Genomic DNA, 14,654 nt, shown 5'->3' with positions numbered 1-14,654 from the left:
GGTTGGCAAGGCCGGGGGGCTTACTCCAGCGTCTGGCCGGCGTAGGCGTCGATGAACAAATTGGGCTTCAAGAAAAAGCTGAGGACGAGCGCGCCGGTGGGCGCGCGCGCGATGTGCTGGTTGCCGCGCGGCCGCCACACGTAGTCGCCCGCGCGGACCTCGCCTTCGGCATCCACGATGGAGCCTTCCAGCACATAGGTCTGTTCGACTTCCACGTGTTCGTGTAGCGGCAGTTCGGTGCCGGGCTGCCAGCGGAACAGGGCGGTCAGCAAGCCGGTTTCCTTGTCCTGCATCAGCACCTTCATGTCGATGCCTTCCACTTGCGTGGGTTTCCAGGGCAGTTCGGCCACTTTCAAAAAGCGCGACGCCAAGGGCGGCAGCGCATTCGCGGCGGGGCAGCCGGGGGTTTCGAGGGCCATGATTGTCTCCTAGCCAGAACTCGTTATCGAAGATAAAGCAAGAATCTTGTTATTGAGTGGTCAAAAATAGTCGCGTATATTGAGATTCATGTCAACCATGTCTTGCGCGAAAAGGCAGGGGTGACACAGGCCGGACCTAGAGATCCGATGCCGATAAAACAAGGAGACAAGTTTGAAACACGACTATCTGGACCAGACGTTCGGTCTGGCAGGGCGCGTCGCGCTGGTGACGGGCGCGGCAAGAGGGCTGGGCTACGCCATCGCCGAAGCGCTGGGCCGCGCGGGGGCGCGGGTGGTGGTCAACGACCTGTCCGAAGCCGCCTGCGACGCCGCCGCCGCCAAGCTGGCCGCGCTGGGGATCGACGCGCACGGCGTGCCGTTCGACGTGGCGGACGCGGGCGCCGTCACCGACGCCGTGGCGCGTCTGGATGACGTGGGCCTGTCCATCGACGTATTGGTCAGCAATGCCGGCAACCAGAATCGCAAGCCGGTCGTCGAGATGACGCCGGCCGAGTGGCAGGCCTTGCAGAACGTGCATGTGAACGGCGCGTTTCATTGCGCGCGCGCCGTGCTGCCGGGCATGGGCAAGCGCGGCTTCGGCCGCATCGTGCTGATGTCATCGGTGGCGGGCCAGGCGACCATGCCCAATATTGCCGCCTACGCCACCGCCAAGGGCGCCATCGCCGCCTTCACGCGCGCGCTGGCCGTGGAATATGGCGCCAGCGGCATCACGTGCAATGCGCTGGCCCCCGGCTTTGTGCGCACCGATTTCACGCAGGGCCTGCAAGACAACCCCCAATTCCAATCGTTCCTGTCGGCCTCGGTGCCGGTGGGCCGATGGGCCACGCCGGAAGACGTTGCGCCTGCCGTGGTGTACCTGGCCTCGAAGGCCGCATCGTTCGTCAACGGGCATGTCCTGGCGATCGACGGCGGCCTGTTGGCCCGCATGTAAGAGGCCACCATGACGACGCCAAGCACCCAAGCGGTTCTGTCCGCACAGGGGCTGGTCAAGCGATTCGGCGGCTTCAATGCCGTCGATGGCGTGACCCTTGCCCTGCACGAAGGCTCCATCCACGCCTTGATCGGCCCCAATGGCGCCGGCAAGACCACCTGCTTCAATCTGCTGACCAAGTTCCTGACGCCGGATGCGGGCGTCATTCATTACCGCGGCCGCGATATCACGGCGCTGGCGCCCGAGCAGATTGCGCGGCTGGGCATCGTGCGGTCGTTCCAGATCTCGGCCGTGTTCCTGGGCCTTACCGTGCTGCAGAACATGCGCGTGGCGCTGATGCGCCAGCATGGCGACGGCATGCGCTTCTGGCGCAGCCGCCGCAGTGTCGATCGCCTGAACGAACGCGCCATGGAGCTGCTGGACGCGGTGGGCCTAGCCAACCTGGCGGATACAACAGCGGCCATGCTGCCGTATGGTCGCAAGCGCGCGCTGGAAATCGCGATGACGCTGGCGCTGGACCCCGACATCATGTTGCTGGACGAGCCCATGGCCGGGCTGGGCCAGGAAGACGTGGCCCGCATCGCCGCGTTGATCCGGCGCGTGGCGGTGAACCGCAGCATCCTGATGGTCGAGCACAACCTGTCCGTGGTGGCGGACCTGTCCGACACCATCACCGTGCTGGCGCGCGGCGCGGTGCTGGCGCAAGGCGACTACGCCGCCGTGTCGCGCGATGAGCGCGTCATCACCGCGTACATGGGCTCGGACGAGGAGGCGCACTGACATGCTGGCCATCAACGACCTTAACGCCTGGTACGGGGAATCCCACGTGCTGCATGGCGTGAATATCGACGTCCAGCGCGGCGAACTTGTCACCATCCTGGGCCGCAACGGCGCGGGCAAGACCACGACGCTGCGCGCCATCATGGGCATCCTGGACAAGCGGCGCGGCTCCATCCGTTTGAACGGGCAGGAAACGGTGAGCATGGCGCCCCACCGCATCCCGCGCCTGGGCGTGGTGTATTGCCCCGAAGAACGGGCGGTGTTCCGCAGCTTGAGCGTCACCGAAAACCTGCTGCTGCCGCCGCGCCTGGCGGACGGCGGCATGTCGCTGGACGAAATCTACACGCTGTTTCCCAACCTGCGCGAACGCAGCGCCAGTTCCGGCGGCAACCTGTCAGGTGGCGAGCAGCAGATGCTGGCCATCGCGCGCATCCTGCGCACCGGTGCGCAGCTGATCCTGCTGGACGAACCCACCGAAGGCCTGGCGCCCGTCATCGTGCAGCAGATCGGACACGCCATCCGCACGCTGAAAGAACGCGGCTTCACCATCGTGCTGGTCGAGCAGAACTTCCGCTTTGCGACCAAGGTGGCCGACCGTCACTACGTCATGGAGCACGGCTGCGTGGTCGACCAGTTGTCGGCGGATGAGGCGCGCCGCGATCCTGCCCGGATCGCACGCCGCCTGGGCGTCTGAAAGGAGAATCCCTGTGTTCGAAATTTTCGGTGTGCCGTCCACGGCGCTGTTCGGCCAGCTGTTGCTGGGCCTGATCAACGGGTCTTTCTACGCCTTGCTATCGATCGGGCTGGCGGTGATTTTCGGCCTGTTGAACATCATCAACTTTGCCCATGGCGCGCAGTACACGGCCGGCGCGTTCCTGGCGTGGATGCTGCTCAATTACCTGGGCGTGAACTACTGGGCCGCGCTGGTGCTGGTGCCGCTCATCATGGCGGTGTTTGCCGTGGTGGTCGAGCGCCTGCTGATTTCCCGCACCTATCGCATGGACCACTTGTACGGGCTGCTGCTCACGTTCGGCATCGCACTGCTGATCGAAGGCGGGCTGCGCCAGGCCTATGGCGTGTCGGGGCTGCCGTACACGATTCCGAAAGCCCTGTCCGGTGGTGTGAACCTGGGCTTCATGTTCCTGCCGTGGTATCGCGGATGGGCGGTGGCCGTGTCGCTGGTGCTGTGCCTGGCGGTCTGGGTGCTGATCGAAAAAACGCGCGTGGGCGCCATGCTGCGCGCCGCCACCGAGAACCCGACCATCGTGCGTTCCTTCGGCATCAACGTGCCGCTGTTGATCACGCTGACCTACGCGCTGGGCGTGGCGCTGGCATCGGTGGCGGGCGTGATCGCCGCGCCCATCTACCAGGTGAGCCCGATGATGGGGTCGAACCTGGTGGTCGTGGTGTTCGCGGTGGTGGTGATCGGCGGCATGGGGTCCATCATGGGCGCCATCATCAGCGGCTTCGGGTTGGGCATCATCGAGGGGCTGACCAAGGTGTTCTACCCCGAGGCCGCCAACCTGGCGATCTTCATCATCATGGTGCTGGTGCTGCTGTGCAAGCCGGCCGGCCTGTTCGGCAAGCCCTTGCAGGTGCAGAACGTGCTGGCTGCCGAAGCCACCCGCCAGCCCGTGCAGCTGAGCCGGCGCGCGATGCGCATATCCATGGCGGTGCTGGCCCTGGTGGCGCTGGCGGCGCCGTGGTTCGTCTATCCCACGTTCCTGATGAAGGTGCTGTGCTTTGCGCTGTTCGCGGCGGCGTTCAACCTGCTGGTGGGCTATGTGGGGCTGCTGTCGTTCGGCCACGCGGCCTTCTTCGGCGCGGCGGCCTATGCGACCGGCATCGTCATGAAGGTGCTGGGCGCCACGCCCGAACTCGGGCTGTTGGCGGGCGTGGTCACGGGCGGGCTGCTGGGCCTGTTGTTCGGCGCCATCGCCATCCGGCGCCAGGGCATCTACTTCGCCATGATTACGTTGGCGCTGTCGCAACTGGTCTACTTCATTGCGGTGCAAGCGGGCTTCACAGGCGGCGAGGACGGCTTGCAAAGCGTGCCGCGCGGCAAGCTGTTCGGTATTTTCGACCTGCAGAACGTGATGCCCATGTATTACTTCACGCTGGCCGTGTTTGCGCTGGGCTACGCCTTCGTGCTGCGCGTGCTTAATTCCCCGTTCGGCGAAGTGATCCGGTCGGTGCGCGACAACGAGCAGCGGGCACGATCGCTGGGCTATTCCACGTCGCGTTACAAGCTGCTGGCCTTCACGCTGTCGGCCTCGGTGGCGGGGCTGGCGGGCGGCTTGAAGGTGCTGGTTTTCGGCGTGGCCTCATTGACGGATGTGCACTGGCACGCCAACGGCGAGGTCGTGCTGATGGCGCTGCTGGGCGGTATCGGCACCGTGTTCGGTCCGCTGGCCGGCGCCTTCACGTTTGTGTCCCTGCAAAATTACCTGGCGCCGCTGGGGTCTTGGGTGCTGATCGTGCAAGGGGCCATCTTTGTCTTGTGCGTGTTGCTGTTGCGAGACGGCATCATGGGATTGATTGCGCGCGCCTGGCTGGCCGCGACGCGTTCCAGGAAGGAGTCCTGATGTTTCTGCATGTGGTGATGTTGCAACTGTCGTCGGCCGCCGACGCCCGCTTTCATGAACGCGTCCAGGCTTATTGCGATCGGGTGATGGCCGAATGCGATGGGGTGGCGGGCTATGCGTTCCGGCCCAATCAGGCCGGCCGCGCCGACGGCCTGACGCACGCGGTGGTGGCCGCCTTCACTGACGAGGCGGCCCATGACCGCTACCAGGTGTCGCCCGCGCACCAGGAAATGAAAACCTATATGGCCGGCTTCATCGAGCGCCTGGTGGTTTTCGATGGTGAAATCCCTACGTTTTCCTGAACGAAACCCGGCCGCCCCTGGCGTCGGGAAAGGGATAAACTCGCGGATGATTTTTACCTTACGCGCCGCGCCTTTCGCGCGGGGGGTAAGATATTTGGCCGGTTTTCAGTCACGTATTTGTCATAGGTTGATCGCTCATGGACTACGTATTACCTCCCCAGCCGCCCGTCGCGGTCCCCGTGGACGGCAGCGCCGCGTTGTTTCCGGTGCGCCGCGTCTATTGCGTGGGTCGCAACTACGCCGAACACGCCAAGGAAATGGGCTTCACCGGCCGTGAAGATCCGTTCTTCTTCTGCAAGCCCGCGGACGCCGTCCGCCCCGTTGCCGACGGTGAGACCGGCAAAATGTCGTATCCGCCCAAGACCTCGAACCTGCACTACGAGATGGAACTGGTCGTGGTGCTGGGCAAGGGCGGCCGCGACATACCGGTCGAGCAGGCCAACGAATGCGTGTGGGGCTATGCGCTGGGCCTGGACATGACCCGCCGCGACCTGCAAGGCGAAATGAAGAAGCAGGGTCGCCCCTGGGAAATCGGCAAGGCGTTCGACGAGTCGGCCCCGATTGGCCCGATCCACCCGCGCAGCGTCGTGGGCACGCTGGACAAGGGCGCCATCTGGCTGGATGTGAACGGCCAGCGCAAGCAATCCAGCGACATCTCGCAGATGCTGTGGAACATCCCGGAAAGCATTTCATACCTGTCGGGCCTGTTCGAATTGCAGCCGGGCGACATCATTTTCACCGGCACGCCCGAGGGCGTGGGCGCCGTGGTGCAGGGCGATGTCATCACCGGCGGCGTGGAAGGCCTGGGCGAACTGCGCGTGCAGATCGTTTGACCTACCCCCACACCATTGGCATCGATATTTTTTTGTTCAGGAGTTGACAGCATGCGCGGCAAGATCGTGCTGACCGCCTTTGTCGTATTCGGATTCGTGCTCGCCGGTTGCAATACCGTTGCGGGCATGGGCCGCGATATGTCACGGGCCGGCAATGCCATCACCAACGCGGCCGACAAATAAGCACCGTCGGCTTGATTGGCACAGGCAAGAAAAAGCCCCTTGAAGTGATTTCAAGGGGCTTTTTTTGTGCGGGGCGTGCAGCAGTGCGCGCAGCAGTGGCGCAGGCCTTACAGCACATCCCCCGCGTAGTCGGCCAGGCGGGAACGTTCGCCGCGCTGCAAGGTGACGTGCCCGGAATGCGGCCAGCCCTTGAAGCGGTCTACGACGAACGTCAGGCCAGAGCTGCCTTCGGTCAGGTACGGCGTGTCGATCTGGGCAACGTTGCCCAGGCAGATCACCTTGGTGCCGGGGCCCGCGCGGGTCACCAGCGTTTTCATCTGCTTGGGCGTCAGGTTCTGGGCCTCGTCGATGATCAGGTACTTGTTCAGGAACGTGCGGCCGCGCATGAAGTTCAGCGACTTGACCTTGATGCGTGAGCGGATCAGGTCCATGGTGGCGGCACGGCCCCAGTCGCCGTTGCCTTCGCCATCGCCCATGTTCAGGACGTCAAGGTTGTCTTCCAGCGCGCCCATCCAGGGCAACATCTTTTCTTCTTCCGTGCCGGGCAGGAAACCGATGTCTTCACCGACCGGCACCGTGACGCGCGTCATGATGATTTCGGTGTAGCGCTTGGTCTCAAGCACCTGCGTGATACCGGCCGCCAACGCCAGCAGCGTCTTGCCCGTGCCTGCCTGGCCCAGCAGCGATACGAAATCGCACTCCGGGTTCATCAGCAGGTTCATGGCGAAGTTCTGTTCGCGGTTGCGCGCCGTGATGCCCCAGACGTTGTTCTTGCCGTGGGTGTAGTCGCGCAGGGTGGCCAGCACCGCCATCTTGCCGCTGACTTCGCGCACCTGCGCGTACAGCGGCATCTGGCCTTCGAAGTAGACGAACTGGTTGACGACGAACTGCGAGCACAACGGACCATGGATACGGTAGAACGTGGTGCCCCCTTGCTGCCAGGATTCCACGTCCTTGCCGTGCTTGTTCCAGAAGTCCTCGGGCAGTTGCATCACCCCCGTGTACATCAGGTCCGAATCTTCCAGGACGTGGTCGTTGAAGTAGTCTTCGGCGGCCATGCCCAGCGCGCGAGCCTTCAGGCGCATGTTGATGTCCTTGGACACCAGCACGACCTCGCGCTGCGGGAATTTTTCTTGCAGGGCACGCACCACGCCCAGGATCTGGTTGTCGGCCTTGCCCATGGGCAGGTCGGACGGCAGCGTGCTGTGGATGGCCGTCGTCTGGAACATCAGGCGGCCGGTGGCATCCTTGTTGCCCAGCTTGGCCAGCTCCAGCCCTTCATCCAGTTGCGTGGCGTCTTGCACCAGCGCATCCAGCGATCGGCTGACCTGACGCGCGTTGCGCGCTACTTCCGACATGCCTTTCTTTTGATGGTCCAGCTCTTCCAGCGTCATCATCGGCAGGAAGATGTCGTGCTCTTCAAAGCGGAACAGTGAGCTGGGGTCGTGCAGCAGTACGTTGGTGTCCAGCACGAACAGCTTGCGCGGCTCGTTCTGGGCGCGCGGCTTGCCGCGCTTGGTCGGGGCGGGCGCCGTCTTGGCCGCGCGCGTTTCGGCGCGGGCGGTCGCAGGGGCGGCTGGGGCGGGCGGAGGAACCTGGCGGGCGGGCGCGGGGATCTGCGCCTTGCGTGCCGGCTCGGCCATGCCGTCAAGTTCGGGCTGCACAAGCAGCTCGTCATCGTCGTCGGCAAGCGCGGCTTGGGTGCTGGACTGCGCAGCGGCAGTCTTGGTGGTGCGGGCCTGCACCCGGGCGGATTCGCCCGAGGGGAAGGTCAGGATGGCTGCGGGGCGGGTGGGCAACTTCGGAAGCGGCATATGCGTCACTCTCCAGGGTGGGCCGGCAATAGCGCCTGACGGGTATTCCTGTACGGCTAACCGATACTTTTCGCGGCCTGCAGGACTTCCTTGGCGTGGCCCGGGACCTTCACCCCGCGCCACTCCTGCACCAGCACGCCATAGGCGTCGATCAAAAAGGTGCTGCGCTCGATGCCTCGCACCTGCTTGCCGTACATATTCTTCTGCTTGATGACGCCGAACAGATTGCACACGGTTTCGTCGGCGTCGGAGATGAGCGGGAAAGGAAGTTCGTACTTGGCCTTGAAGTTCTCATGCGACTTGAGCGAGTCGCGCGAGATTCCGATGACCACCGCGCTGGCCGCCAGGAAGTCGGCGTGCAGGTCGCGGAAGTCCTGGCTTTCGGTGGTGCAGCCAGGCGTGTTGTCCTTGGGGTAAAAATACAGGATCACGGCACGGCCCTGGCATTGTTCCAGGCTGATCGGACCAATCGTGCTTTCCGCGGTGAATTGCGGGGCGGGCTTGCCGATGCTGGGCGTCATTTCTGTGGATCTCCATTGGGTGGGATGAGGGCGACGACCACGCGCCGGCCCTCCGCCATCAGGATGTTGTAGGTGCGAGAGGCGGCGTGCGTGTCCATGATCTCGACGCCGATTCCCATGGCCAACAGGGGACGCAACACTTCGGGACGCAGGAACTGTTGCCGGGCGCCCGTGCCTACCAGCAATACCTCGGGCGCATTGGCCGGGCGGCTGGGGCTGGCTTCCGGTTCATCCAGAAAAGCCATCGGGTCGCGGACGGGCTCGGTCAAACCGGCCGCCTGGTGCAACAGGGTAGAGGTGATGTCGGCCGGCGAGTCAACAGGCCATTCGGTAACTTCGCCTTCGGGGCCAAATGCGACCGACGAGGAAAAACGAACTTGGTTGACCTCGATATACCCCTCACCGTAAGCAGTCACGGTGTTCAGGGCGGCCGTCGCAGGATCAGTATGCAGCTTCAATAAAAACTCCGGCTTTATGGGCTTGATGATAGCGCATCAAACTCGCCATGGGTTGCAGTGTTGGGGGCTTCGTTGCTTGACGGTATAAGCGGATTCCCTGCCTTGCAACAACGTGGTTTTTGGCGCGTATGAACAGGGCAAAAAAAGCCTGTCTTTTCAATGGGGAAACGGACCCGTTTTTGCCCCATTTGCCGCATGGCCGTCGTTGCGCTAGATTACAGGGTTTTGCTGCGCTGCAATCGTGTGCTGGCGCGGCTTTAAGCCCCTTTCCCCTTCGCGCGACCGCGCCCTGGTTTTTTCGCCCTTTCCGCCCCTAAGGATTCCCATCATGAGGAAGTTCTCTCGCATCGAGCGTTTGCCCCCGTACGTTTTCAACATTACTGGCGAGCTCAAGATGGCGGCGCGGCGGCGGGGCGAGGACATCATCGACATGTCCATGGGCAACCCGGACGGTGCCACCCCCAAGCACATCGTCGACAAGATGGTGGAGGCCACGTCGCGTCCCACCACCCACGGCTATTCGGTGTCCAAGGGCATTCCGCGTCTGCGCAAGGCGATCTGTGATTGGTACCAGCGCCGCTACGCGGTGGAGTTCGATCCGGATTCCGAAGCCATCGTCACCATCGGCTCCAAAGAAGGCCTGGCCCACTTGATGCTGGCCACGCTGGATCGCGGCGACACGGTGCTGGTGCCCAACCCCAGCTACCCGATCCACATCTATGGCGCGGTGATTGCCGGCGCCAACATCCGCTCGGTGCGCATGACGCCCGGCGTCGATTTCTTCGAAGAGCTGGAACGCGCGGTGCGCGAATCCATCCCGAAGCCCAAGATGATGGTGCTGGGCTTTCCCAGCAACCCGACCGCACAGTGCGTGGACCTGTCGTTCTTCGAACGCGTGGTGGCGTTGGCCAAGGAACACGACATCCTGGTGGTGCATGACCTGGCCTACGCCGACATCACGTTCGACGGCTACGTGGCGCCGTCCATCATGCAGGTGCCGGGCGCGCGCGATGTGGCCGTCGAGTTCTTCACGATGAGCAAGAGCTACAACATGGCGGGCTGGCGCATCGGCTACATGGTGGGCAACCGCGAGCTGGTCAACGCGCTGGCGCGCATCAAGAGCTATCACGACTACGGTACGTTCACGCCGATCCAGGTGGCGTCCATCGCCGCCCTGGACGGCCCGCAGGATTGCGTGAGCGAGATCGTGGCCCAATACCAAAGCCGCCGCGACGTGCTCGTGCGCGGCCTGCACGAAGCAGGTTGGAATGTGGAAATTCCCAAGGCGTCCATGTATATCTGGGCGCAGATCCCCGAGCCCTACCGGGCGATGGGCTCTTTGGAATTTGCCAAGCGTGTCCTGTCGGATGCGAAAGTGGCCGTGTCCCCCGGGATCGGCTTCGGCGAGTATGGCGACGACTACGTACGCTTCGCTCTTATCGAAAACGAGCAGCGCACCCGCCAAGCGGTGCGCGGCATCAAAGATATGTTCCGCAAGGACGGATTGCTGAAATGAATACCCCTGAACGCTCACCCGCCGCGCAAGCCCCCGAGGGCGGCGCGATGCGTCCCATGAAGGTGGGCCTGCTTGGTCTTGGCGTTGTTGGCGGCGGCACGTGGACCGTGCTGTCGCGCAACGCGGAAGAAATCGCGCGTCGCGCCGGCCGCCGCATCGAAGTCACCCGCGCCGCCGTGCGCGATGTGGCCAAGGCACGCGCCCGCGTGGGCGACTCGATCCTGGTCGATACCGACGTCCATGCGCTGGTTTGCGACCCCGAAATCGACATCGTGGTTGAACTGATCGGCGGCGACACGCTGGCGCTGGAACTGGTGATGCAGGCCATCGCCAACGGCAAGCATGTCGTCACCGCCAACAAGGCGCTGCTGGCCAAGCATGGCAACGAGATCTTCGCCGCTGCGTACGAGCGCGGCGTGATGGTCACGTTCGAAGCCGCGGTGGCCGGCGGCATCCCCATCATCAAGGCGATACGCGAAGGCCTGACGGCCAACCGCATCCAGTGGGTGGCGGGCATTATCAACGGCACCACCAACTTCATCCTGTCGGAAATGCGCTCGCGCGGGTTGCCGTTCGCCGACGTGCTGGCCGAAGCCCAGCGCCTGGGCTACGCCGAAGCCGACCCCACGTTCGACGTGGAAGGCGTGGACGCCGCGCACAAGCTGACGCTGCTGGCCTCGCTGGCCTTTGGCGTGCCGGTGCAATTTGACCGCGCCTACATCGAAGGCATCTCGCAGCTGGCCGCCGAAGATATCGAACATGCCGAGCGCCTGGGCTACCGCATCAAGCTGCTGGGCGTGACCAAGCGTCGTCCCGACGGCATCGAACTGCGCGTGCATCCCGCGCTGGTGCCGTCCGAGCGCCTGCTGGCCAATGTCGAAGGCGCGATGAACGCCGTGCTGGTCAAGGGCGATGCCGTCGGCCCCACGCTGTATTACGGCCAGGGCGCGGGCGAAGAGCCCACCGCATCTGCCGTGGTGGCTGACCTGGTCGACGTGACGCGCCTGCACACCGCCGACCCGGGCAACCGCGTGCCGCATCTGGCGTTCCAGCCCGATGCCATGTCCGACACGCCGATCCTGCCGATCGAACTGGTCAGCACGTCGTATTACCTGCGCCTGCGCGTGGACGATCAGCCGGGCGTGCTGGCCGACATCGCCCGTATCCTGGCCGACCGCTCGATCTCGATCGGTTCGATGATCCAGCAGCCCTCGCACATCGGCGGCGCCGACATCATCTTCCTGACGCATGAAGCCGTGGAAGGCAACATCAATCAGGCCATCGAGCGCATCGAGGCGATGCCGTTCGTGCGGTCCAAGGTCACCCGTTTGCGCGTGGAGAACCTGACATGAAATACGTCTCGACCCGAGGCGGCATGGCCGCCCAGCCCTTTTCCGACATCCTGCTGGAAGGCCTGGCGCCCGACGGCGGCCTGGCCGTGCCGGAACAACTGCCGCAGGTGTCCGAGCAAACGCTGGAATCGTGGCGCGGCTTGTCCTACGCCGACCTGGCGTTCGAAGTGCTGTCACTGTTTGCCACCGACATTCCCGCCGAAGACCTGCGCCGCCTGACGCGCGCGGCCTACACGCAAGAGATCTTCAACAGCGAAGATATCGTGCCGCTGCGCCCCCTGGACGGCGGCCTGTCGCTGCTGGGCTTGTCCGAGGGGCCGACGCTGGCGTTCAAGGACATGGCCATGCAGTTCCTGGGCCAGGTCTTTGAATACACGCTGGCCAAGCGCGGCACCACCTTGAACATCCTGGGCGCGACCTCGGGCGACACGGGCTCGGCGGCCGAATACGCATTGCGCGGCAAGCAGGGCGTGGCCGTGTTCATGCTGTCGCCGCATGGCCGCATGAGCGCCTTCCAGCGCGCACAGATGTATTCGCTGCAAGACGAAAACATCCACAACATCGCGGTGCGCGGCGTGTTCGACGAAGCGCAGGACATCGTCAAGGCGCTGGCCAGCGACCTGGGTTTCAAGACGAAGTACCGCCTGGGCGCCGTCAACTCGATCAACTGGGCGCGCATCGCCGCCCAGGTCGTGTACTACTTCCACGGCTGGTTGCGCGCCACCGACAAGCCGGGCCAGCAGGTCTCGTTTGCGGTGCCGTCGGGCAACTTCGGCAACATCCTGTCGGGCCACATCGCGCGCAGCATGGGCTTGCCGGTGCGCCGCCTGGTGCTGGCCACGAACGAAAACAACGTGCTGGAAGAGTTCTTCCGCACGGGCATCTACCGCCCGCGTCCGGCCGAGCAGACGTACGCCACGTCCAGTCCGTCGATGGATATTTCGCGCGCGTCCAACTTCGAACGCTTCGTTTTCGACCTGGTGGGCCGCGACGCCTCCCGCGTGAAGGCGCTGTGGACGACCTTGGCGCAAGACGGTTCGTTCGACTTGTCCGACCTGAAGCCGCAGTTCGAATCGCGCTACGGCTTCGTTTCCGGCCAAAGCTCGCACGAGGCGCGCCTGGCCACCATCCGGTCCTTGTACGACGAGACCGGCGTGCTGGTCGATCCGCACACCGCCGATGGCGTGAAGGTGGCGCGCGACTTCGTCGAGCCCGGCGTGCCGATGCTGGTGCTGGAAACGGCCTTGCCGGCCAAGTTCTCCGAAACCATCGAAGAGGCGCTGGGCCGGCCGGCCACGCCGCCGGGCAACCTGGCCAACCTGGAGTCGCTGCCGCAGCGGGTACAGGTCATGGACTGCACGATGGCCGAGGTGCGCCGCTTCATCGAGGCCAACGCCAAGGTCTGAACCCCTGCGCCGACCTGTAACGGCTTGCGGTTTATGTAAGCGTAAAACCCCTCACGGGCTGGCCCGTGAGGGGTTTTTTTACGATGTGGGTTGCGGGGTTTACGTTCTTTCGCAATTTGCCGACAACCCGACACGATATCGGGGCCAGGTTCCCGATACAGTGGGATCACCTATTCACACTTGGAGAACACGCCCATGAACCTGAAGACCATGACGTTGGCCCTGGTGGTGACCGGAGTTGGGGTGCTGGCCGGATGCTCGTCGCCCTCGGTCATTCAGCAACGGGACGGTAGCTCGACCGTGACGCCCGATTCGCCGTCTTACGACAAAAAGTCCGGCATGTATGAATACGACAAGGACGGCAAGAAAGTCCAGATCAACAAGGACGACGTAAAGTCCATCGAAGAGGTCAAGTGACCGCCGTTGCGCCCCGAGCGCAATAAAAAAAGCCCCTTGAGCAATCAAGGGGCTTTTTGCTTTCCGCGTTTTGCTTTTCAGCGCGGCATTACTTCGCCGCTTCTTCGGCGTGGTAGCGGCCCACACGTTCCACTTCGTTCTTCGAGCCCAGGATCACGCTGACGCGCTGGTGCAGTTTGTCCGGCTGGATGTCCATGATGCGCTGGACGCCGTTGATCGCGGCGCCGCCGGCCTGTTCGACCAGGAAGCTCATCGGGTTGGCTTCATACATCAGGCGCAGCTTGCCGGCCTTGCCGGGTTCGCGGGCATCCCAGGGGTACATGAAGATGCCGCCACGGGTCAGGATGCGATGCACGTCTGCCACCATCGAGGCGATCCAGCGCATGTTGTAGTCCTTGCCCAGGGGGCCCGTGGTGCCAGCCAGGCAATCGTCGACGTAGCGCTTGACGGGCGGTGCCCAGTGGCGGCTGTTCGACATGTTGATGGCGAATTCCTTGGTGTCTTCCGGCACGCGGATATTCTCGTGCGTGAGCACCCACGAGCCCATCTCGCGGTCCAGCGTGAAGCCGACCACGCCGTTGCCGATGGTCAGCACCAGCATGGTCTGCGGGCCATAGACGGCATAACCGGCCACGACCTGCTTGTTGCCGGGTTGCAGGAAATCGTCTTCGCAGACCGGAGCGCCCGACACGTTGTGCGGGGCTTGCAGCACCGAGAAGATGGTGCCGATGGAGACGTTGACGTCGATGTTGGACGAACCATCCAGGGGATCGAACAACAGCAGGTATTCGCCCTTGGGGTAGCGATTCGGAATCAAATGGATGGTCTCCATTTCTTCCGAGGCCATGGCCGCCAGGTGGCCGCCCCATTCGTTGGCTTCAAGCAGGATTTCGTTGGACAGGACGTCCAGCTTCTTCTGCACTTCGCCTTGGACGTTTTCGCTTTCCAGGCTGCCCAGGACGCCGCCCAGCGCGCCCTTGCTGACGGCGTGGCTAATCGCCTTGCAGGCGCGCGCGACCACTTCGATCAGCAGCCGGACTTCCGGCGCCAGGGCTTGGGCAGAGCGTTGTTGCTCCACCAGGTATTGAGTAAGTGTTTTACGTTTCAAGAGGGTCT

16 protein-coding genes are annotated in these 14,654 nt (G+C 63.7%); 11 read left to right on the top strand and 5 right to left on the bottom strand.

The genetic code is table 11. The annotated features are described in order from the left end of the window. Positions 1-20: 20 nt before the first annotated feature. Positions 21-419 (bottom strand): cupin domain-containing protein, encoded by a 399-nt coding sequence (locus V6F88_RS14455; protein WP_332610340.1) that lies wholly within the window; start codon positions 417-419, stop codon positions 21-23. 172 nt (positions 420-591) lie between these two features. On the opposite strand from V6F88_RS14455, the gene V6F88_RS14450 reads away from it, so the two are divergent. From V6F88_RS14450 to V6F88_RS14420, 7 genes are all read left to right on the top strand, one after another. Continuing rightward, entirely contained in the window at positions 592-1,371 is a 780-nt protein-coding gene (locus tag V6F88_RS14450; protein ID WP_332610339.1) for an SDR family NAD(P)-dependent oxidoreductase, read from the top strand. 9 nt (positions 1,372-1,380) lie between these two features. Continuing rightward, a complete protein-coding gene (locus V6F88_RS14445) occupies positions 1,381-2,151 on the top strand; it encodes an ABC transporter ATP-binding protein (RefSeq protein WP_332610337.1) in 771 nt (256 codons plus the stop codon). 1 nt (position 2,152) lies between these two features. Next, complete coding sequence (locus tag V6F88_RS14440; protein WP_219991972.1) at positions 2,153-2,845, top strand: ABC transporter ATP-binding protein; 693 nt, start codon at positions 2,153-2,155, stop codon at positions 2,843-2,845. Positions 2,846-2,858: 13 nt separating this feature from the next. Further along, complete coding sequence (locus V6F88_RS14435; RefSeq protein WP_332610334.1) at positions 2,859-4,736, top strand: ABC transporter permease; 1,878 nt, start codon at positions 2,859-2,861, stop codon at positions 4,734-4,736. After that, entirely contained in the window at positions 4,736-5,038 is a 303-nt protein-coding gene (locus V6F88_RS14430; RefSeq protein ID WP_332610333.1) for a Dabb family protein, read from the top strand. The genes V6F88_RS14435 and V6F88_RS14430 overlap by 1 nt, the downstream gene beginning before the upstream one ends. Before the next feature lie 137 nt (positions 5,039-5,175). Continuing rightward, positions 5,176-5,871: a fumarylacetoacetate hydrolase family protein gene (locus V6F88_RS14425; RefSeq protein ID WP_046802843.1), complete on the top strand. Its 696-nt coding sequence runs from the start codon at positions 5,176-5,178 to the stop codon at positions 5,869-5,871. A 51-nt stretch (positions 5,872-5,922) separates the two neighbouring features. Then, entirely contained in the window at positions 5,923-6,054 is a 132-nt protein-coding gene (locus tag V6F88_RS14420) for an entericidin A/B family lipoprotein (protein WP_006218367.1), read from the top strand. Between the two features lie 107 nt (positions 6,055-6,161). Here V6F88_RS14420 and V6F88_RS14415 read toward each other — a convergent pair whose 3' ends face one another. The 3 genes from V6F88_RS14415 to V6F88_RS14405 are packed head-to-tail and all read right to left on the bottom strand — an operon-like array spanning position 6,162 to position 8,847. Further along, positions 6,162-7,868: a PhoH family protein gene (locus V6F88_RS14415; protein WP_332610332.1), complete on the bottom strand. Its 1,707-nt coding sequence runs from the start codon at positions 7,866-7,868 to the stop codon at positions 6,162-6,164. Between the two features lie 56 nt (positions 7,869-7,924). Then, positions 7,925-8,389 carry a peroxiredoxin gene (locus V6F88_RS14410; RefSeq protein WP_046805545.1) on the bottom strand — a complete coding sequence of 155 codons (465 nt, stop codon included), beginning with the start codon at positions 8,387-8,389 and terminating at the stop codon, positions 7,925-7,927. Continuing rightward, the gene (locus tag V6F88_RS14405) at positions 8,386-8,847 is read right to left on the bottom strand and encodes an Mth938-like domain-containing protein (protein ID WP_046805544.1); all 462 of its coding nucleotides are present in this window, start codon (positions 8,845-8,847) and stop codon (positions 8,386-8,388) included. Before V6F88_RS14405 ends, V6F88_RS14410 begins: the two co-directional genes overlap by 4 nt. Before the next feature lie 328 nt (positions 8,848-9,175). Between V6F88_RS14405 and alaC the strand changes: the two genes are divergently transcribed. From alaC to V6F88_RS14385, 4 genes are all read left to right on the top strand, one after another. Continuing rightward, positions 9,176-10,363: an alanine transaminase gene (gene alaC / locus V6F88_RS14400; protein WP_006218372.1), complete on the top strand. Its 1,188-nt coding sequence runs from the start codon at positions 9,176-9,178 to the stop codon at positions 10,361-10,363. 47 nt (positions 10,364-10,410) lie between these two features. Further along, positions 10,411-11,715, top strand: coding sequence for a homoserine dehydrogenase (locus tag V6F88_RS14395; protein WP_332610855.1), 1,305 nt, complete (start codon positions 10,411-10,413; stop codon positions 11,713-11,715). After that, positions 11,712-13,121: a threonine synthase gene (gene thrC / locus V6F88_RS14390; RefSeq protein WP_332610331.1), complete on the top strand. Its 1,410-nt coding sequence runs from the start codon at positions 11,712-11,714 to the stop codon at positions 13,119-13,121. The genes V6F88_RS14395 and thrC overlap by 4 nt, the downstream gene beginning before the upstream one ends. A gap of 195 nt (positions 13,122-13,316) precedes the next feature. Next, complete coding sequence (locus tag V6F88_RS14385) at positions 13,317-13,538, top strand: YgdI/YgdR family lipoprotein (RefSeq protein ID WP_046805542.1); 222 nt, start codon at positions 13,317-13,319, stop codon at positions 13,536-13,538. 88 nt (positions 13,539-13,626) lie between these two features. Here V6F88_RS14385 and V6F88_RS14380 read toward each other — a convergent pair whose 3' ends face one another. Continuing rightward, positions 13,627-14,646 (bottom strand): class 1 fructose-bisphosphatase, encoded by a 1,020-nt coding sequence (locus V6F88_RS14380; RefSeq protein WP_332610329.1) that lies wholly within the window; start codon positions 14,644-14,646, stop codon positions 13,627-13,629. Between the last annotated feature and the right edge of the window lie 8 nt (positions 14,647-14,654).

It is taken from the genome of Achromobacter sp. ESBL13 (genome assembly GCF_036668755.1).
Lineage (GTDB): Bacteria > Pseudomonadota > Gammaproteobacteria > Burkholderiales > Burkholderiaceae_B > Achromobacter.
Note: the sequence above shows the minus strand (reverse complement) of the source record. Positions and strands in the feature narration are given on the sequence as shown.